Raw genomic sequence first — 19,517 nt, forward strand, 5'->3', positions numbered from 1 at the left:
GCGATGAATCACTCCAACAAGATTACTTCTTGTTGTTAACCCAAATACCATCTTCCAATTGAGCTTTAAGCTCAGGGAAATCATCCGCATCAAACGTTGGTACTTTACCTTCGCCTAATTGTCGGTTGTAGTCTTTCGCTAGCTTAATCACGATGCCCGATAACAAGATAATCGCTACCAAGTTAACAATCGCCATTAGACCCATCGATACGTCAGCAAGTGCCCATACCGTTGGCAGTGTCGCAAGAGAACCGAACATAACCATGCCTAGTACAACGATACGGAAAAACACTAGGCCTTTCTTGTTGTTGTGCTCTAGGAAAATAAGGTTTGTTTCAGCGTACGAGTAGTTTGCAATGATTGAAGTGAAAGCGAAGAAGAAAATCGCTACCGCTACAAAGATGCCACCCCATTCGCCCACTTGTGCCGTTAATGCACGCTGCGTTAGTTCAATACCCGTTACTTCACCGTGTGGTACATACTCACCAGACATCAGGATGATTGCTACTGTTGCAGAACAGATAACAATAGTGTCCATGAATACGCCTAGCATTTGCACGTAACCTTGTGATGCAGGGTGCGGCGGGTAAGGTGTTGCCGATGCAGCAGCATTTGGCGCAGAACCCATACCAGCTTCGTTCGAGAACAAACCACGCTTAATACCGTTGATCATTGCTTGAGCAATTGCGTAGCCTAAACCACCAGCAGCAGCTTCTTGAAGACCAAATGCACTATTGAAGATAAGAGCCAGAACTTCAGGCACTTTCTCAATGTTCATTAACATCACGTAGATAGCAATAGCTAGGTAAGCAAGCGCCATAACTGGAACGATGATTTCAGCAGTACGCGCAATCTTACGAATGCCACCGAAGATAACGAATGCGGAAATAATTACAATACCAACACCAACGTAGCTACGCTCAAAGTCGAATGCTGTATTCATTGCACTTGCAATGGCATTTGCTTGAACTGCGTTGAATACTAGACCGAATGCAATGATAAGGAAGATAGAGAATAGAACCCCCATCCAACGCATGCCTAAGCCTTTTTCCATGTAGTAAGCTGGACCACCACGGTAATTGCCGTCGTTATCACGCGTTTTGTATAGCTGTGCTAGCGTACTTTCCGCAAATGATGTAGCCATACCCAGCATTGCAATTAACCACATCCAGAAGATAGCACCAGGGCCACCAGCGGTAAGTGCAACAGCAACACCTGCCATATTACCCGTACCTACACGAGCGGCCAGACTGGTACAAAGCGCTTGAAAAGAAGAGATACCAGCACTGTCGGCTTTACGGCTGTTCTTCAAAACAGAGAACATGTGGCCGAAATGGCGGAATTGAATGAAACCTAGTCGTACAGTGAAGTAAATACCAACACCAACAAGTAAGTAAACTAAAATAGATCCCCACAGGAGATCATTCATTAAATTAATTAAATCTGTCACGTGAACCTCGTAATTGAGTTTAAGCACTGATCTTGCATCCTAGCCCTCCTCTAAATTGCCTATGCCAGTGTCAATGTTGTGTCGGCATTAGTTTTTATATTATTACTGCAATTTAGACTGTAAATGTCGCTTCATGCGTCCATTTTACGTATCAGTGTATTTTTTGACGGGCGGATAATGCAGCTAGATGAAGTAAAAATCAATATGCACAAAGGCGCATTACAGTGTGATATTTCACTATTAAACCACACTTCATTAACACAAAAATCAACAACCCACCCCAATTGAAGTTACATTATCCAGACATCACTCCAACAACTCACAGTGCTCCCTCTTTAGTTTGATAGCATTCCATAAATGCACCGCAGAGCTAGGCTATATAAGGTATGACCTACTTTTTCATATTTTAATAAGCACATTGATCGACCGCCGGCAGTTCAACAATATGCACTCAGGAGCATTGTGATTAAAATGCTATTATCTTCGCACAATGAATTAACATTCTAGACTAACGAATTTAATCGTTTACCTAAGTGCGTTTGCTTGTTTTTTAACCGCATTGAGTTCGACAATTTGTGAGCACACATATAAAACCCACACAAAACCTTCATATATATGAAACAAATGCGAAACAAATCAAAGTTATGGTGAAGCTAAATGTGATACTTAATAGTTCGAAAAGACTCAACCACGGATGGAATATAGCTTATGGATAACTTTCAATTTGATGATATCGCAGAACTAGAAATGCCTAGAATGACTCAAAAGAGCCGTGCTAAACCACTTAAGCGTAAATGGCGTGAGATTGAGGAAATCAATGACCGAAAACGCTTACAAAAAGAACTCATGGATTTGAATTTAGGTTTAGATTTCGGGATTGAAGATATAAAACTATAGAGTGCATGAATATTTAAGGACACATAAAGCCTTAAGAAACATTAGCAGCTACTTTAGTTCACTCAATCATTTTTTAGTTCTAAAACTGAATTTAGAAAAAGGCACATATATAGTGCCTTTTTTGTTCCTGTCGTACTTTGAGCACCGATATTAAAACAGAGGTATAGATACTCACTTCAACCATCCAATATATTTAGACGCACTCTTCGGCATTCTGGCGAACTCTTGCCGCTAACTGTCTATATTGGTCTGCAATAGTATTACCAAAAACAGGATCATCTTCAGGTTGAGCCCATTGCGATTCGACCATTTGCCAATCTTTCATCGTAAAGGTATCAACGATCATCGGTAGTATATGTCTTTCTTCTAATTCTAGATGGGCTTTTTGTGCACTCACAAACCCTTCTAGCTGGCTAATAAAGACCTGCTGAGGAACCACTGCATCTTGTAAGATCATCTCCACAACCAATAAAAACTCAGCCGTGATATCAGACAAGCGTTTATGTTCGGTGTCTAGGTTCTCAATCTTTTGCATTTCACCATAATGTTTTAAGTAATGGTGGTAAATAATGTCTTCTTTTGGGTGATGTACTTTTTCTGAGTGGTTCATTAAATAGCTAACAATTTCAAAAACCAAACTGTAGTTTATTGCTTCACCCGCTTTCAATTGTGCTGTTTTGTTCCTCAAAATCACCAACAATTGCACCATGTAGCTATGCTCGCGTCTTATCCTTTCAATCATCATAGTATTGCACTCCATTACACCTACTATAAGTAAGTGTATATGAAGAATAATGAATACGCTTTGATGGTGGTCGAAAAACAACCAAAGGTTTACTCTTCTGGCAAAGACCAATTAATAAGTGGCTGATCGCCTTCACTTAAGATTTGATTCACTTTAGAAAAGTGCTGACACCCAAAGAAACCACGACGTGCAGACAAAGGCGAAGGGTGAGGTGCCGTTAATACATGATGCTTTTCTACATTAATAGCTTGCCCTTTCTTTTGAGCATGGGCTCCCCAAAGTAAAAAAATGATGGATTCTTCTCTTTCATTAAGATGTTCGACAATGGTATCAGTAAAAATTTCCCATCCACATTTAGCATGAGAATGGGCTTTCCCCTGTTCGACAGTCAGTACCGTATTGAGCATAAGAACGCCTTGAGAAGCCCAAGTATTTAAGTAACCATGCGAAGGAGTAACAAAACCATCGATATCTTGCTGTAGCTCTTTATACATATTACGTAGTGAAGGTGGAATCTTAACACCAGGTAATACAGAGAAAGCCAGTCCATGAGCCTGATCTGCTCCATGGTAAGGATCTTGCCCAATAATGACTACTTTCACATCTTTAAAAGGCGTCATTTCAAACGCACTAAATACATGATCTTCAGGTGGAAAAATCACCTTGCCTGTATTGCGTTCATTTTCCACAAACGCTATGACTTCTTTAAAGTAATCTTTACTGCGCTCATCATCGATGATCGTTTCCCATGTCTTCAATGAATTCATTTTTTGCCTCTATCAATATGACTTCTTGGATGGTTTAGCTGTCGACATTAAATTGCTTAACCTTCCAAATTAACAAGCTTTCAGAACTTTGCTTGCTTCTAGAATTTGATTGATTCTAAAATTTGAGTACTTCTTAAAATAGTGAATGGGGCTAGTTATACCCCATTCCACTATTTATAAGAAATTGTGTTTAAAGAAACTATGTTGAGGACAAAATGATTTCAATAGTCAGAGAGGCTTTCTAACCACTTTTTTGCTGCGTTCGATGATGACCATGATTGTGGTTATGGCGATTAGGCGCTGGAAGACGGCTAGCAGGTCTAATTTCAAGTTCTGGGGTATGTGGTAAAGAATACATAAGGCACCCTCCTCTATTGTTTAGTGTTCTACATATTCATTAAACACTATGAAAGAAAGATGCCAACTATTGAGGTTTTATCTAAACGTCTACATTATCCCTATAAATTTTGTGGAATATTCTTAATTGCTGAATCTCAGATGTCCATAATGATGGATCTATTGTTTCTAAAATCAATGGGATACCGTCAAATCTTGGATCGCTTGCGATATATTCAAAACAATCCCAGCCGATTTCACCTTTACCTAACGAGTGATGCCTATCAACACGGCTAGCAAACTCAGCTTTTGAATCGTTAATGTGCATTGCTCTGAGATAGTGCATACCAACGATACGATCAAACTCTGAAAAAGTGTGCTCACATGCCACTTTGGTACGTAGGTCATACCCCGCAGTAAAGGTATGACAGGTGTCCAGACACACCGCGACTCTTGATTTATCTTCTACTTGTTCAATAATTTCAGCTAAATGTTCAAATTTCCACCCAAGGTTACTGCCTTGACCAGAAGTATTCTCTATAACAGCAATCACATCAGGCACAGCTTGATGAGCAAGGTTTATAGACTCTGCAATTTTAGCCAAACACTCACTTTCAGAAATTTTCTTTAAATGACTCCCAGGATGAAAATTGAGAAGTTTTAAACCAAGTTGGTTACAACGCTCCATTTCATCGATAAAAGCTGCTCGAGATTTCTCTAACTTCTCTTCTTCAGGGGCACCCAGATTAATGAGGTAAGAATCATGAGGAAGAATTTGATCGGCTCCAAACCCCAACATTTTGCAATTGGCTTTAAACGCTCTAATAGTCTTTTCTTCTAGAGGTTTTGCTGCCCATTGCCTTTGGTTTTTAGTAAATAGAGCGAAGGCATTCGCCCCTATTTCACGCGCTCTCATTGGTGCTTGATCCACACCACCGGCAGCAGAGACATGAGCCCCTATAAATTTTTGTTCATCAGATGATAATTTGCTTGTCATTAAATCACTTCACACTTTCAGAATACATGGTAAATGCTTGCTGTAATCTATGTCAGTTCAATAAAAATACAAATAATGTAGTAATTTTACAACAAACTGACTCGTTAAATATTCTTTATAATTTTAAATATTTTGTAATCATATTGTTTTCAAAGGTTTTATTGATTTATCTCAATAAAATTACCTTTTAAAAAATAAGGTTTTTGGTTGTTTTTTGACTTAAATCAATATCATCGCAACTAAAATTAGGTATATATTACCCAGCTCAATAAAAAACGAAAGTTAACACCATAATCAAACCACAATTTTAGTGGACTAGGAGATAGATATGATCCAAGGTATTCAAATTACTAAAGCAGCAAACGACGACCTACTTAACTCAATCTGGCTACTAGACAGCGAGAAGAACGAAGCTCGTTGTGTTGTTGCTTCTGCTGGTTACGAAGCAGATCAAGTTATTGCCGCTGCTGACCTAGGTGAATACGAAAGCCGTGAAGTAGCAATCGAAAACGCACCACGCATTGAAGGTGGTCAGCACCTTAACGTGAACGTTCTTAAGCGTGAAACACTAGAAGATGCAGTTGCACACCCAGAGAAATACCCACAGCTAACTATCCGTGTTTCGGGTTACGCTGTTCGCTTCAACTCTCTAACAACTGAACAGCAACGTGACGTTATCGCACGTACGTTCACAGAGTCTCTATAATTTAGAACTCACCTCTTAAGCAATAGCTCAAGACCAAATACAAAAACGGCGCTCACTGAGCGCCGTTTCTTTATCTATCTATTTCCGACCTCTAACTAAAAGAGGTAACCAGAATTAATGGCTTCCTACGTGAAAGCCATTCAATTCAAACGATTCTATTTTTGCACTCGACGTAAAACCGTTTTAAGAGCATCAAAATCATTCGCAAGGTTTTCTGATAACAGATCCATCGCAGCGTGCTTAGCAAGAGGCGCAGGTAAATCAATATCTGTACCTAAAATATCATCGACCACTTCTTTAAATTTAGCTGGGTGAGCAGTACATAAGAATAAGCCTGTTTCACCGTCTTGAAGTTGCTCATCTAACAGTCGGTAAGCAATAGCGCCATGAGGTTCACATAAATAACCTTGCGCTTGTAAATCACGTACAGATTCAGCACTTTGCTCATCAGACACTTTACCCTTACCTAGAGTATCTAAACCCCAACCTTTTAATTGGCAAAGCTCTTCAATACGAGGCCAGTTATTTGGCTGACTAACATCCATTGCATTAGAAGTAGTTGCCACTGTTGGTTTAGGATCCCACTTGCCTGTTTCTAGGTAACGTGGAACCGTATCATTTTCATTGGTAGCAGCAATAAAGCGTTTAATTGGCAAGCCAAGCGCTTTTGCTAATAAGCCAGCGGTCAAATTACCAAAGTTACCACTTGGTACAGAGATAACTAAGTTTTCACGTTGCTCTTTGGTCAGCTGTGAAGCAGCTTCAAAGTAGTAGCAAATCTGAGCCATCAAACGGCTAATATTGATAGAGTTAGCTGAATTCAGACCAATTTCTTTACGTAATTCTGCATCATCAAATGATTGTTTTACTAATGACTGACAATCATCAAAGTCACCGTCGATAGCAACGGTGTGGATGTTTCCGCCTAATGTACAAAACAGTTTTTCTTGCAGTGGGCTGATTTTTCCATTCGGATAAAGAATCACGACATTAATATCTTCCATACCATAGAAAGCATGGGCAACAGCAGCACCGGTATCACCAGATGTCGCAGTCAAAATAGTGATTTTTCCGCCATCAGACACAGCAGCTAAAGATTGCGCCATAAAACGGCCACCAAAATCTTTAAACGCTAATGTTGGACCATGGAAAAGCTCCAGAGCGTAAACGCCATCTTTAACTTGTTTGATTGGCGCTGGGAACTGAAATGCAGCATCAACCAGTTGGTTAACTTGCTCTGCAGGAAGCTCATCACCAATTAGTGCAGATAGAATTTTGCTACTGCGAGATACGAGGTCTTCTTCAAGAAGCGCGTCGATATCATCAAACTTAGGCAGTTCTGATGGAAAAAATAGACCTTGGTTACGACCTAGCCCTTGGCGAACGGCTTGCCCAAAAGAGACTTGTTCATCATTTTCTTTTATATTGTACAGCTTCATAGCTCACTTCCTGTAACGATCGAACCTTGTTTATCTAAGCGACAAACGTGAACGAATCCTTCTTTATTTTGTACGTAATTTTGTTCTAACCAGCGTGCAACACGCTCAGCGACATCTTTATCTTTGCAAATGCTGAATAAGGTCGGACCGCTTCCTGATATTCCAGTAGCAAGCGCTCCTGCTGATAATGCAAATTTACGAGCATCAGCAAAACCTGGAAGCAGTTTCTCACGATACGGTTCAGCGATCACGTCTTTGATCATTTTAGCAGCAAGCTCAGGCTGACCAGAATGACAAGCATGAATAAAACCAGCGAGGTTACGACCATGAGCAATCACATCTTGTCGACGATATTGAGAAGGCAAGATCTCACGGGCTTCAGCCGTTGAAACGGTAATACCCGGATACGCCATTACCCAATACCACTCATCAAAACATGGTACTTCTTGGCTAATAATGCCTAGCTCTTCCAGCATTAACTGCAAGCCACCCAGGTAACATGGGGCTACATTATCGTAGTGAATCCCACCCGAAATTTTGCCTTCCATTTCACCCATAAGCGCAAGCAGTTCCATCTCATTTAATGGCTGTGCATGAAAACGGTTCAACGCATCAAGAGCCGCGACAATTGAACAAGCACTTGAACCTAAACCAGAACCAATCGGCATATTCTTCTCAAGAGTCATTTCTAGAGGCTTCAGCTCTACGCCTTTTTTAGCCAACTCACGAGCAAATACAACCCAGCAGTCATAAACAATATTATCTTTTGCTTCAGTCGGCAGTTTCGCAACAAAACTGCCCGCCGTTTTCAGTGTGAATGGCTCATCACCTGCTTTAACGAGTACTCTATCACCTAGCAATGTGCCATCTATTGGTGATACTGCAGCTCCCAAAACATCAAAGCCAACACTCACATTACCGATTGAAGCCGGTGCGTAAACCACCACATCCATATCACTTGAACTCATTACTAAACCCCTAACTTCCAACCAAGAGTACGCATTACATCTGAGAATACACCCGCAGCAGTAACTTCAGTACCGGCGCCGTAACCACGTAGTACAAGTGGAATTGGCTGGTAGTAACGACTGTAAAAGGCTAATGCGTTTTCACCGTCTTTAATCTTAAACATTGGGTCATCGCCATCAACAGCTGTAATGCGGACTTTGCACTTACCATCGGCAATTTCACCTACGTAACGTAATACTTTACCTTCTTCAGCTGCGATTGCCGACTGCTCTTGGAAGTAAGCATCTGCTTCAGGTAAGCGAGCCATGAACTCTTCAACAGTACCTGAATCATCAAAACCTGGTGGAAGCGCTTGGTCAACTTCTACATCTTCAAGTTCTAATGCCATACCAGCTTCGCGAGCAAGAATCAGTAGTTTACGCGCAACATCCATACCTGAAAGATCATCACGAGGATCTGGTTCAGTGAAGCCATTATCTTTTGCGATATTGGTTGCTTGGCTTAGCGTCATACCATCATCTAACTTACCGAAAATATAAGATAATGAGCCAGATAAGATACCGTTGAATTTCTCTAATTCATCACCTGCTGCAATTAAGTTCTGCAGGTTTTCGATAACAGGTAGACCTGCGCCTACTGTTGTTTCATACATCAATTTACGACGAGAGCTACGCGCCACTTCACGTAACTGGTGATAATAAGACATGCTTGCTGTGTTGGCTTTCTTGTTAGGTGTAACCACGTGGAAACCAGCCGCTAAGAAATCAGCATATTGATCGGCAATAGTTTCACTGGAGGTACAATCTACAAGAACTGGGTTAATGATGTGGTTTCGCTGCACTAATGCTACTAAGCGAGACAAGCTAAACTCTTCAGTTGCGCTAGACATGCGGTCACGCCACTGTTCTAGAGGTAAACCTTCACTATCCAGTAGTAGACCTTTACTGTTTGCTAAACCACAAACACGAATCACGATGCCTTTCTCAGCTAGCTTAGTTTGCTGGCGCTTAATTTGGTCAACAAGTTCACCACCAACACCACCAATACCAACAACGAATACATCTAGGAAATGTTTCGAGTTAAATAGGTTCTCGTGACACGCTTTAATCGCTTCAGAAATTTTATCTTCAGGAATTACTGCGGAAATTGCGCGCTCAGATGAACCTTGAGCAATAGCCACAATGTTTACATTAACTTCAGCTAGTGATGAGAAGAACTGAGAAGCAACACCACGAGAAGTTCGCATGCCATCACCAACAAGAGTCACGATAGCAACGTTATCCATGAATTCGACAGGCTCAAGTAGGCTATCTTTTAATTCCAACTCAAACGTTTCAGAAAGCACGCGTTGAGCTTTGGCTTTATCAGCAGATTCAATACAAAAGCTAATGCTGTATTCAGAAGAAGACTGAGTAATAAGAACAATCGAAACGCCTGCAGAAGACATTGCGCCAAAGACGCGACTAGCCATTCCGACCATACCTTTCATGCCAGGGCCAGAAACATTGACCATAGTGAGATCGCTAAGAGTCGTAATGCCTTTAATCGCTAGGTTATCTTCACCAGTATCTTGACCAATCAAAGTGCCTGCACCTTGAGGGTTAAAGCTGTTTTTAATCAAGCATGGGATATGGAATTGGGCAATCGGAGCGATTGTTTTAGGGTGTAAAACCGACGCACCGAAATAAGAAAGTTCCATTGCTTCTTGATAGCTAAGGGATTTAAGTAATCGGGCATCATCAACTAAACGAGGGTCACAGTTGTAAACGCCATCTACATCCGTCCAAATTTCACAGCAATCAGCACGTAAACAAGCGGCAAGTACAGCTGCTGAGTAGTCAGAACCATTACGACCAAGTGTAACTAGTTCACCTTTCTCATTTCCGGCAGTAAAACCAGGCATGATATTAACGTGACCTTGTGGAAGAGGAGATTGACGGAAGTTTTGTGTAGAAACCTCAACATCAACCATAGCTTCAAGGTGATCACCTTGGGCAAATAGGTATTGAACAGGGTCAATTAAGCTCGCAGCCTGCCCTTTTGCCTCTAATGCAGCCTTCATCAGCTGAATAGAGATGCGTTCACCTTTACTGATGATACGAGCATTAACGTGATTCGGGCACATACCCAAAAGGTTGATGCCATGCACAAATTGGCGAAGTTGAGCTAGCGAGACTTCCACTTGCTCTTCAAAGGCTGCACCATCAATAGACGGCAATACTGCTTTGATTTCATTAAACAGAGACTCAAATGACGATTCAAGCTCAGTAATTTGGTGCTCTGCTTCACCGTTATTCAGTGCAGCTTCAATAACTGCAACCAGTTTGTTTGTTGTTTTACCAGGGGCTGATAAAACAACTGCTACTTCTTCTTGTTGAGCATTGTTAGCAATGATATCCGCAGCTCGTAAAAAACGATCTGCATCTGCTAACGATGAACCTCCAAATTTTAGAACTCGCATCCCTTTCTCCATAAAATCAAAAAAATGGTATAAAAAAAGGCCTGTATCTTGTTGGATACAGGCCTTTTCTTGTTAATCCGTTACTTAGCAGCCTGCCCCAACAATAATAATGTCGGTAATAATAATGGTGGTGGTCATTACTAGGTGGCGTGAGTGCTGCATATTAAATTCTCTATGTTTGCTTACCTCTACGTGTATCAATTTTTCATGCATGCCGTCAATCAAAAGTTGTGTTTTTTTTATATTCAGCCAGTTTTTAGGAGCTGAGCTTCATTTCAATAAAAAACACACCGAACAACCGAAAATGACGCTCATGGATACATATCTCCTACACACCAGTGAGTCACAATGCATATCACATAATAATCAGATATTCAGTCAATTTTAAAGCTAGCTTTTTATTTGTGTGCTTTAATTATGAGGCTGTTTAAATAATAATTTCGAACCAAGGAGTGGAGAGTGAGAAGAATACTATTTCTTATGATTTTTTCTGTGCCCTCGGTTTGCCTTGCTAACCAGCTTCCCCTTCTTCCAGGACAAGATCTCGAGTCCCCACATAAGCTATTTATTTCAAGCCAAAATGCTTCAAGTGAAAACTTCGATGTATGGCAAGTTGACGGTGGCTATTCTTACAATGTTTTTAGCAATGTAGATTTATATGTAGGTGCAAGAATTAATACTTCTTCTCTTAAATCTGAAAATGGCTTTTTAAGCGGTGTAAGCTATCAACTAACAGAAAAAGTCTCTGTAAAAAGTGCGCTTCATACCTACAACACCAATAATGAAAATGAAAATGTAGTAACTGCTGAAGTGTCTAGCCGAATGCAAGTGACGGATAATCTCGATATCCATGCCACTCTTGACTACGAAGAGTGGCAGAAAGGTTTTGAAGTGGGTTTAGGTTTTCGCTTCTAGCTTCTAGCTTCTAGCTTCTAGCTTCTAGCTTCTAGCTTCTAGCTTCTAGCATGAAGATAAGTATTTATCGCAAGCTGACTTACTAAGAAATTAACTTCTCTGACGAAAGTAAAATCCCATTCCAATCTGCATAAATATAATCACCCGGCTGTATCAGTTGATTATAAATCGAGAGTGTTACATTCACCTCACCTGCACCGCGTTTCTCGGTTTTAAATGGGCAAGAACCAATAGCTTGGACACCAAGTTCCATCTGAGACATCATAGCAACATCTCTAATTGCTCCATTGACAATCACCCCTTCCCAGCCATTTTCAATAGCAAGGATCGCTAACTGATCTCCCAACAATGCTTTTTGACAAGAACCGTTTCCATCAACAAATAATACTTTTCCAGTTCCATCCGTTTCGAGCATTTCACGTACTTTTGAATTATCGTGATAGCAACGAACTGTGACAATTTCGCCCCAGAACGCACCTCTTTGACCATAATTTTGAGTAGGAAGGCGAAGTAAAGTTACTTTGCTTTCAAATTGGTCACACAAATCCGGTGTTATATCGTGCATATATCCTCCATGAGATGAAACTATGCGAAATAGCATAGCCTTATGCTTTTTTAGTTATACAGGTTAACCAGTTATAAAATACATTTGGTTACAAAGCAGGCTTTAAAATTTATTAAAATGAGTTTTTGCGTGTTTCATCGTTATCTAAGCATCTTCTTCGAGAGGTGTTACAAGACTTTCCAACAAAACTCTACAAATCATCTACAATTCTTTATGTATAAAAATTCCAATACGCTAATTATTTAATCAATTAACATACCGCCTAACTTGTAGCCATACTATTAGCGTTTGTTGCAAATCAGCAATTGATATAAATCAACAAAGTGAATGGAATTAACATTCTCGCATTGTTAGCATGCTGTTAACATTATAGAATTCGCTTCAATTACTAACAGAATGATATTGGCGTACTTGGATATACGTTATTGGGCAAAGCTGCAAGGAAGGCGGATAGCGGGAAGTAAGTGTTTTTTTGAAAACTTTGAGTTATCATCAAAAATACATTACCTGTATGTTATTTTTTTGCCTAGAATTTATTCTATTAGCACAGTTTAGTCACAAATTTAGGTACCGCCAAATGCAAACCCCGCAGATTCTTATCGTTGAAGATGAGCAAGTAACTCGTAACACTCTTAAGAGTATTTTTGAAGCAGAGGGATATGCTGTTTTTGAGGCCAGCGATGGTGAAGAAATGCACCAAGTGCTTTCTGACAATCAAGTAAACCTGGTTATTATGGACATTAACCTTCCTGGTAAAAATGGTCTTTTATTAGCGCGTGAGTTAAGAGAGCAAGCAAACGTAGCTCTTATGTTCTTAACTGGTCGTGATAATGAAGTAGATAAGATCCTCGGCCTAGAAATCGGTGCTGATGACTACATCACTAAACCATTTAACCCTCGCGAATTAACTATCCGTGCGCGCAACCTGCTGAACCGTTCAATGAGCACAAGTGCTACAACGGAAGAAAAACGCAGCGTTGAAAAATACGAGTTCAATGGTTGGGTACTTGATATCAATAGCCGTTCTCTTGTTAGCCCTGATGGCGAAGGTTACAAGCTGCCACGTTCTGAATTCCGTGCGTTACTTCACTTCTGTGAAAACCCAGGGAAAATCCAAACACGTGCAGACCTTCTTAAGAAGATGACAGGTCGTGAGCTTAAACCACATGACCGCACTGTTGATGTAACGATTCGTCGTATTCGTAAACACTTTGAATCAGTGTCTGGTACTCCAGAGATTATTGCTACGATTCACGGTGAAGGCTATCGCTTCTGCGGTGATCTAGAAGACTAATCTCCTTTATTGAGAGTAAGTTTTAGAAAACAATTGGTTTTCGAACATATAAAAAGGAGCCTGTATTTCAGGCTCCTTTTTTCATTCTGGCTTATCTAAAGCCTATCGCTTCTCTAAAGTCTATCTATAAGTACAGGCTTAGGAGTTTATGGGATGAGTTCTAGTAAACTGTATCTACTTTCACATCATTCTCTACTAGCCATTTAATGGCTTCGCCATCTTTTAGCTGAACGGCAACATTAACAGGCTGTGTGTCATCTAGCTCTAGCTGCCACTTAAATGCAACTTCCCACTGTGTTTCACTGTGTGTTCTTAATTCTAAATCGCTACCATCAATCAACCACGTCTCTGCTCCTTGCTTGATTGTCAGCCCCTCTACGGTTAACTCAGCAGGCAAATCAGATGTCGCTTGAAGATAAATAGCACCATGTAGCATTTGGTCTTGTGCTTCACCAATGCTTGGCATTTTATTTATCCATAAGTTACTTTTCAGCACTACTGTCGCTTCAGCAACTTTAATTTGATTATCTTGTTGCCACTCGACTTGTGTTGTTGAACAGCCAGCTAAAGCCAGCACACATACCAATGCAATTTTTTTCATTTTTCTACCTTTGGTTTAACCAACTTTTGAGAACTTCAATATCGTTTTGATATTCATTATTTATTATTTCAATCCACCCAGAAACGTTGTCCCACCACTCTGGCATATTCGGTGACTGAGCTTTTTGTGCAGTTTGCTGAATTCGTTTTAAGCCGATAGAACCCGCAGCACCCTTTATTTTATGAGCCTCTGAAACAATACTCGTTTGTTCTTTCGCTGCCATATGAGCATTTAAAATGTCCATATAGCCAGGCATCATGTCTTCAAACATTTTTATACTATCAAACACAGGCTTTGACCCGACAATATCAACGTAAGACTCTAGCATCTCGGTATCAAGTAAACTGATATCAATTGAAGTCATATTGTTCTTTATTGAAGATTCAGTATTCCCTTTCTTCTCTTCAGTTTTCTTATCCGTGCCTTTATCTAAGGCGACTTCTTTTTGAAGTGTGTCGGATAATTGAGATCCTGTCCCCTTAGATACAAGAGTCCCCTTATCTTTAATATCGCGTGGATCAACTTCCACTAGCTCTGCGATTACGTCTTGAATTGCTTTAACTGATAAAGGCTTGCTGATAGCTTCATCCATTCCCTTTTGGAAATACTCTTGCTTATCACTCAAAACATTAGCAGTAAGAGCAACAAGTGGCGGCAACTCTGGGTATTTATCACGGTAGTACTGAGCCACATCAAAGCCCGTCATATCAGGAAGTTGGATATCCAATAACACTAGATCATATGCTTCTGGAGTAAACTCAATTTGGGCATCTTTTCCTGTCATCGCTACCGTTACAGTATGACCTAAGCTTTCAAGTAGAGAACGAGCAACCGTCACATTCAGCTCTATATCCTCAACCATGAAGATATTCAGCTGAGACTGATTTCTTGGTGTTTTAAGTAATACTTTTTGATCATTATGGACAGGAACACGAATAGATACGGTAAACGTACTACCAAAGCCTTCTTCACTGGTGACATCAATATCGCCATCCATCATATTAATTAGTTGCTTAGAAACCGCTAAACCAATACCAGTACCGACTGCATGTAAGTTATCAGCCCCAGACTTCACCTGGTAATACATAGCAAATATCTTATCAACTTCCGCTTCAGGGATACCAATACCAGTATCTTCAACTTCCATAACAATGTTGGCAAAGCCATCTTCAACATCAGCGCTGACGGTCATCACCACGCCGCCATCTTTAGTGAACTTCATCGCATTACTGATTAAGTTCCAAAGCACTTGTCTTAAACGGGTACCATCGACCTCAATAGCAAGAGGAAGATCAGACAACCTCTCCAAATCAAATCTAAGCCCTTTCTGTTCAGCCATTAACCCTGAAATGCTCTCCATTTCTACGACAAAGTCTTCAAAGTTCACAGGCGTAGGCAGTAATTCCAATTTACGACGATCAAATTTATCCATATCGATAATGTCATTAAAGATATTACCTAGAGTCACAGCACTGACTTTAATCGTCTGCATGTGCTTACGCTGCTCTTGAGTTAAGTGACTATCTAGTAACATTCGGCTTAAGCCAATAATGCCATTTAATGGTGTTCTTAATTCATGGCTGATCGTTGAAATGAAGGTGGTTTTATCTCGGCTTGCTTTCTCTAAAGATTCTTGGTGCTCTTTACGTTCAGTAATATCTCGCCCGAAGCCAACCAACCCTAAGTGACGTCCTTCTTTGCTATAGAATGGCACTTTACGTAATTCAAAGTAATTTTTACGACCGTCTGGGTATTCAAGCCACTGTTCGTAAGTTAAGGCTTGGTTATCGGCAAACACTTTCTCATCGGTCTCAACGACTTGTTGCGCCACTTCCTTGCTGTATACGTCCCAAGGGGTTAATCCAACAAGGTCTTTCTCTTTCTTTCCTGTTAACTCTTCAACTGCGCGGTTACAGCCTGAAAAAACACCATCTTCATTGCGGTAATAAATCAAATCAGGAGAAGCATCAATGAATGAGCGTAATAACGCCGTGCGTTCCGCTAACTCTAATTGAGTGCGTTCACGTTGAAAGACTTCATTTTCAAGATCGTGCATCGCTTCAGCACGAGCCTCTTCTGCCTTTTTACGTTCTTCGATTTCTTGATTTAGCTTTTCGATATTCAATTGAAGTTCATTGTTCAAATCTTGATCTCGAGAACGCATATCACCAAGTTTAGAAACTAACTTAGCCAAACGCTGGCGAGATTCTTCCAACTGATCAACAACAACTGATAAGAAATAAACCGCCCAAGGGGTAATGACAAGACCGAAGAAAACGGAACGGACAATATCGATATCATCAACATTGCCTTTTAAGGCTAAGGTAATTCCAACTTGGACCACTACGGCAAGAGCGACTAAAGCTAAAGCAAGTAAGATAGAAAAGCGGACAATTCCCAATTTGACGAGAAGATCGACATAGTACTGGGCGAGGTTTTTCATGGGTTTCATTTAGCGCTCCATGCGATAAGACTAGCAATATTCTAACCTGTTTACAGTCAGTAGGTAAGCTTGTCACATCACATGAAGGAGAGTGCTGTTCATTTAAAGCAATAGATAAATTCTATAAATTAACAATAGAAAACCTAAGCTTAAAACATTGACGAAGGGTGAACGCTGGTTTGGTTTCGACCATTAGCTTTTGCTTGGTAAAGTGCGCTGTCGGCAAGAGCAACCCCAGACTCCATTTCATCACTTGGTCTAGGAACAAATGACGCAATGCCTAAACTCACGGTTAGCAGATTAGAGACCGTAGACTTGTCATGTTCAAGACCTAGTTTTTCAATTTCGTCATGAATTCTTTGCGCGACTAACTGAGCGCCTGTCGCGGTGGTATTAGGTAAGATAAAACCAAATTCTTCGCCGCCATAACGAGCGACACAGTCAGAAGAACGGTTTAACACTCGCGTAAAGGCCTGAGACACCTGAACTAATGCATCATCACCTTGTTGGTGCCCATAAAAGTCGTTGTAGCCTTTAAAGAAATCAATATCACACAACATAATAGTAATTGGGATATTTTCGCGAATATGATGATGCCAAAGTGTTGTTAACTGTTCATCAAATCGACGACGGTTAGACACTTGAGTCAAACTGTCCATAAAACTTAAACGCTCGAGTTCTAAGTTCGCTTCTTCTAATTTTTGCTCTGCCAAATAACGCTCTGAAATATCACGAGCCATGATGAGTACACCATTAGTACCGGAAGCGGGTTCTCTAAAGGGAGACTTCACCACATCATACCAAGTGTAATTACCTTCGCTAGACTGAACTTTGTCGATGTAACGTAAGGATTTACCATGGTGAAGCACTTGAGTATCAGTTTCAGACAATCTTAGATAAAGATTGCCAGGAACAACATCTTGCAAGCGCTTACCTATCAGGTCGTTGACATCTGATATCCCAAGGGCATGGACGAACGGTCGATTACAAGCTTGGTAAACCATATTTTCATTGAAGATACCAATCGAATCAGGGCTAGATTCTAGGATATTTTGAAGAATGGTATCTCGCTGAGCTAACGCCACTTCTGTATCCTTACGCTTTTCCATTTCATCACGCAGTTGCTGCTGCATATCATGCCAATCGGTTACATCATGGCTGATCGATAGTACCCCGATGTTTTGACCGCTTTCAGACAGTAAAACACTTTGATAGGTTTCAAGCAGGCAGCTTTTTCCATCTTGGTCAGTTGTCCACGAACGATCACTGACTCGCCCTTTAAGCATCCCACCAGCAACATTAAATGTGCCTTCTTCAGGGCGACCATGCCAAAACCTTTTAAATGATCGGTTACTGGTGACTAGCTTACCGCTTTGATCTTTCACATAAATCAACTCAGATAATGAATCGAGAGCCGTTCGAGCTACATTGAGTGCTTTAATCTCTTCAGATTGTTCTTCTTGGGAATTTTGGTGTGGAGAAGCGTAAATCATCCACACTCGCTTCCCTCGGAAAAATACTTTTCTACCTGAAAAATTAACTTTAAATGACTCAAACTCTGATGACGCCCAAAGCGCAACTTGCTCAAAAGACTGTGATTGCTGATGGCTGGCTAGATATTGTTGGAAATTTTGCTGACTGTCTGGCGTAGGGTATCTGAAGTGAATACCGATCAAACGGATCCCGAGAAGTTGCATAGCAGGTCGATTGGCATGCAACACTTCTCCAGAACGCAGATCAATAAAACAAATTGCAGAAGGTGAATCTAACAGAATATTGTCTAAGTGAGCTTGGTAACGAGAGTAAATAAACCAACAAATTAAAATGAATAACAGAATAATTACGATATCAAAGCCGTAGCCATACGTATTATCCCACAACCAACTCTTTACCAGTTCCATTTACACTCAATACATCGACCTATTCAATAGATAAAATATATCATTAATTGACTATTTTATCTGCTGTTAAAATTGGCAGAGTATATTCAAAGGGTTGGGCGAGTTTAATGCCTTGAGGGCCTGTTTTATCTAACGCTCTGCCAATTTCAGTCATCGCTAACCAGCGATTCTCGCACCATAATGGTGACAATAATGTGGGTCTTCTTGCCGCTGATGATACGCGATGAAACACAACTTCTGCTGGTGTGCTTTGAATCATCTCACATGCAATATCAACATATTCTTCTAGCGTAGGCGCTTCTAACTTACCCGCTTTCCATGCTTTCGCCATGGTGCTGCCTTCAACAATATGTAGACCATGTAATTTAATACCATCAGTGCCGACTTCAAGCACCTTCTTTAGCGTTTCTAAATTATCGGCTTTTGTTTCTTTTGGTAAGCCAACAATTAAATGCGTGCAGACTTTTATGCCTAAGGCACGAGCGCGCTGAGTAATATGTTCATATATGGTAAAGTCATGCCCGCGGTTAATCCGCTTGAGTGTTAAATCGTTGGCAGTTTGTAGACCAAGCTCTAACCAGATTTCGTAGCCTTGCTGAACATAACCTGATAATAATTCCAGAACAGAATCAGGTACACAATCAGGTCGTGTACCTACACACAAGCCCACAATATCAGCCTCTGGAGCTTTTAGAGCTTCTTCGTACATATTCTTTAGCACTTGAACTTCAGCATAAGTACTTGTGTACGCTTGGAAGTAAGCTAGGTACTTTTTAGCGCGAGCGATCTCACCAGCTCTATCGCTTAATTGAGCAGCGATACTTTGAACTTGCGTCTCTTCATCAGCAAAAGACGCCACGTTACAAAACGTGCAGCCGCCTCTTCCTATCGTGCCGTCTCGATTCGGACAGTTAAAACCACCATGCAGAGTAAGTTTGTGAACTTTTTCGCCATAACGACGTTGTAAGTCTTGACCGATAGTATTAACCAGCTCATGTAATTGCATATTTTCAAAGTACCTAATAAATAAG

The 19,517-nt window shown here is 40.6% G+C and carries 16 protein-coding genes and 1 other annotated feature; of the genes, 4 read left to right on the forward strand and 12 right to left on the reverse strand.

Features of this window, described 5'->3' with window-relative positions; genetic code table 11:
- Nucleotides 1-22: 22 nt before the first annotated feature.
- Nucleotides 23-1,450, reverse strand: a complete 1,428-nt coding sequence (locus tag F0226_RS08300) for an amino acid carrier protein (RefSeq protein ID WP_171735210.1) — start codon at nt 1,448-1,450, stop codon at nt 23-25.
- Nucleotides 1,451-2,158: 708 nt separating this feature from the next.
- On the opposite strand from F0226_RS08300, the gene F0226_RS08305 reads away from it, so the two are divergent.
- Nucleotides 2,159-2,347 carry a DUF3545 family protein gene (locus F0226_RS08305; RefSeq protein WP_171735211.1) on the forward strand — a complete coding sequence of 63 codons (189 nt, stop codon included), beginning with the start codon at nt 2,159-2,161 and terminating at the stop codon, nt 2,345-2,347.
- A 193-nt stretch (nt 2,348-2,540) separates the two neighbouring features.
- Here F0226_RS08305 and F0226_RS08310 read toward each other — a convergent pair whose 3' ends face one another.
- The 3 genes from F0226_RS08310 to nfo form a co-directional block, all read right to left on the reverse strand.
- Complete coding sequence (locus tag F0226_RS08310) at nt 2,541-3,092, reverse strand: hemerythrin domain-containing protein (protein WP_171735212.1); 552 nt, start codon at nt 3,090-3,092, stop codon at nt 2,541-2,543.
- 89 nt (nt 3,093-3,181) lie between these two features.
- Complete coding sequence (ung, locus tag F0226_RS08315; RefSeq protein ID WP_171735213.1) at nt 3,182-3,859, reverse strand: uracil-DNA glycosylase; 678 nt, start codon at nt 3,857-3,859, stop codon at nt 3,182-3,184.
- Between the two features lie 439 nt (nt 3,860-4,298).
- Nucleotides 4,299-5,192: a deoxyribonuclease IV gene (nfo, locus tag F0226_RS08320; protein ID WP_171735214.1), complete on the reverse strand. Its 894-nt coding sequence runs from the start codon at nt 5,190-5,192 to the stop codon at nt 4,299-4,301.
- Between the two features lie 328 nt (nt 5,193-5,520).
- Here nfo and grcA point away from each other — a divergent pair, with 328 nt between their 5' ends.
- A complete protein-coding gene (gene grcA, locus F0226_RS08325) occupies nt 5,521-5,898 on the forward strand; it encodes an autonomous glycyl radical cofactor GrcA (RefSeq protein WP_171735215.1) in 378 nt (125 codons plus the stop codon).
- 155 nt (nt 5,899-6,053) lie between these two features.
- Here grcA and thrC read toward each other — a convergent pair whose 3' ends face one another.
- The 3 genes from thrC to thrA are packed head-to-tail and all read right to left on the reverse strand — an operon-like array spanning nt 6,054 to nt 10,767.
- A complete protein-coding gene (gene thrC, locus F0226_RS08330; RefSeq protein WP_171735216.1) occupies nt 6,054-7,337 on the reverse strand; it encodes a threonine synthase in 1,284 nt (427 codons plus the stop codon).
- Complete coding sequence (gene thrB / locus F0226_RS08335) at nt 7,334-8,290, reverse strand: homoserine kinase (RefSeq protein WP_171735271.1); 957 nt, start codon at nt 8,288-8,290, stop codon at nt 7,334-7,336. The genes thrC and thrB overlap by 4 nt, the downstream gene beginning before the upstream one ends.
- A gap of 17 nt (nt 8,291-8,307) precedes the next feature.
- Nucleotides 8,308-10,767, reverse strand: coding sequence for a bifunctional aspartate kinase/homoserine dehydrogenase I (gene thrA / locus F0226_RS08340; RefSeq protein ID WP_171735217.1), 2,460 nt, complete (start codon nt 10,765-10,767; stop codon nt 8,308-8,310).
- A gap of 30 nt (nt 10,768-10,797) precedes the next feature.
- Nucleotides 10,798-10,916, reverse strand: a sequence feature (Thr leader region).
- A gap of 310 nt (nt 10,917-11,226) precedes the next feature.
- On the opposite strand from thrA, the gene F0226_RS08345 reads away from it, so the two are divergent.
- Nucleotides 11,227-11,682, forward strand: a complete 456-nt coding sequence (locus F0226_RS08345; protein ID WP_171735218.1) for a ribonuclease regulator — start codon at nt 11,227-11,229, stop codon at nt 11,680-11,682.
- 82 nt (nt 11,683-11,764) lie between these two features.
- Here the strand turns inward: F0226_RS08345 and F0226_RS08350 are convergent, their stop codons facing one another.
- Nucleotides 11,765-12,247, reverse strand: coding sequence for a putative 4-hydroxy-4-methyl-2-oxoglutarate aldolase (locus tag F0226_RS08350; RefSeq protein ID WP_171735219.1), 483 nt, complete (start codon nt 12,245-12,247; stop codon nt 11,765-11,767).
- Nucleotides 12,248-12,824: 577 nt separating this feature from the next.
- Here F0226_RS08350 and arcA point away from each other — a divergent pair.
- Nucleotides 12,825-13,541, forward strand: a complete 717-nt coding sequence (gene arcA, locus F0226_RS08355) for a two-component system response regulator ArcA (protein ID WP_171735220.1) — start codon at nt 12,825-12,827, stop codon at nt 13,539-13,541.
- A gap of 160 nt (nt 13,542-13,701) precedes the next feature.
- Here the strand turns inward: arcA and F0226_RS08360 are convergent, their stop codons facing one another.
- The 4 genes from F0226_RS08360 to F0226_RS08375 form a co-directional block, all read right to left on the reverse strand.
- Nucleotides 13,702-14,142 (reverse strand): hypothetical protein, encoded by a 441-nt coding sequence (locus F0226_RS08360; RefSeq protein ID WP_171735221.1) that lies wholly within the window; start codon nt 14,140-14,142, stop codon nt 13,702-13,704.
- Nucleotides 14,143-14,146: 4 nt separating this feature from the next.
- Nucleotides 14,147-16,594, reverse strand: coding sequence for an aerobic respiration two-component sensor histidine kinase ArcB (arcB, locus tag F0226_RS08365; protein WP_171735222.1), 2,448 nt, complete (start codon nt 16,592-16,594; stop codon nt 14,147-14,149).
- Between the two features lie 140 nt (nt 16,595-16,734).
- Entirely contained in the window at nt 16,735-18,486 is a 1,752-nt protein-coding gene (locus tag F0226_RS08370; protein ID WP_171735223.1) for a diguanylate cyclase, read from the reverse strand.
- A gap of 43 nt (nt 18,487-18,529) precedes the next feature.
- A complete protein-coding gene (locus tag F0226_RS08375) occupies nt 18,530-19,492 on the reverse strand; it encodes a TIGR01212 family radical SAM protein (protein ID WP_171735224.1) in 963 nt (320 codons plus the stop codon).
- Nucleotides 19,493-19,517 lie beyond the last annotated feature (25 nt).

Origin of the sequence: Vibrio sp. 99-70-13A1 (genome assembly GCF_013114625.1) — a bacterium.
Lineage (GTDB): Bacteria > Pseudomonadota > Gammaproteobacteria > Enterobacterales > Vibrionaceae > Vibrio.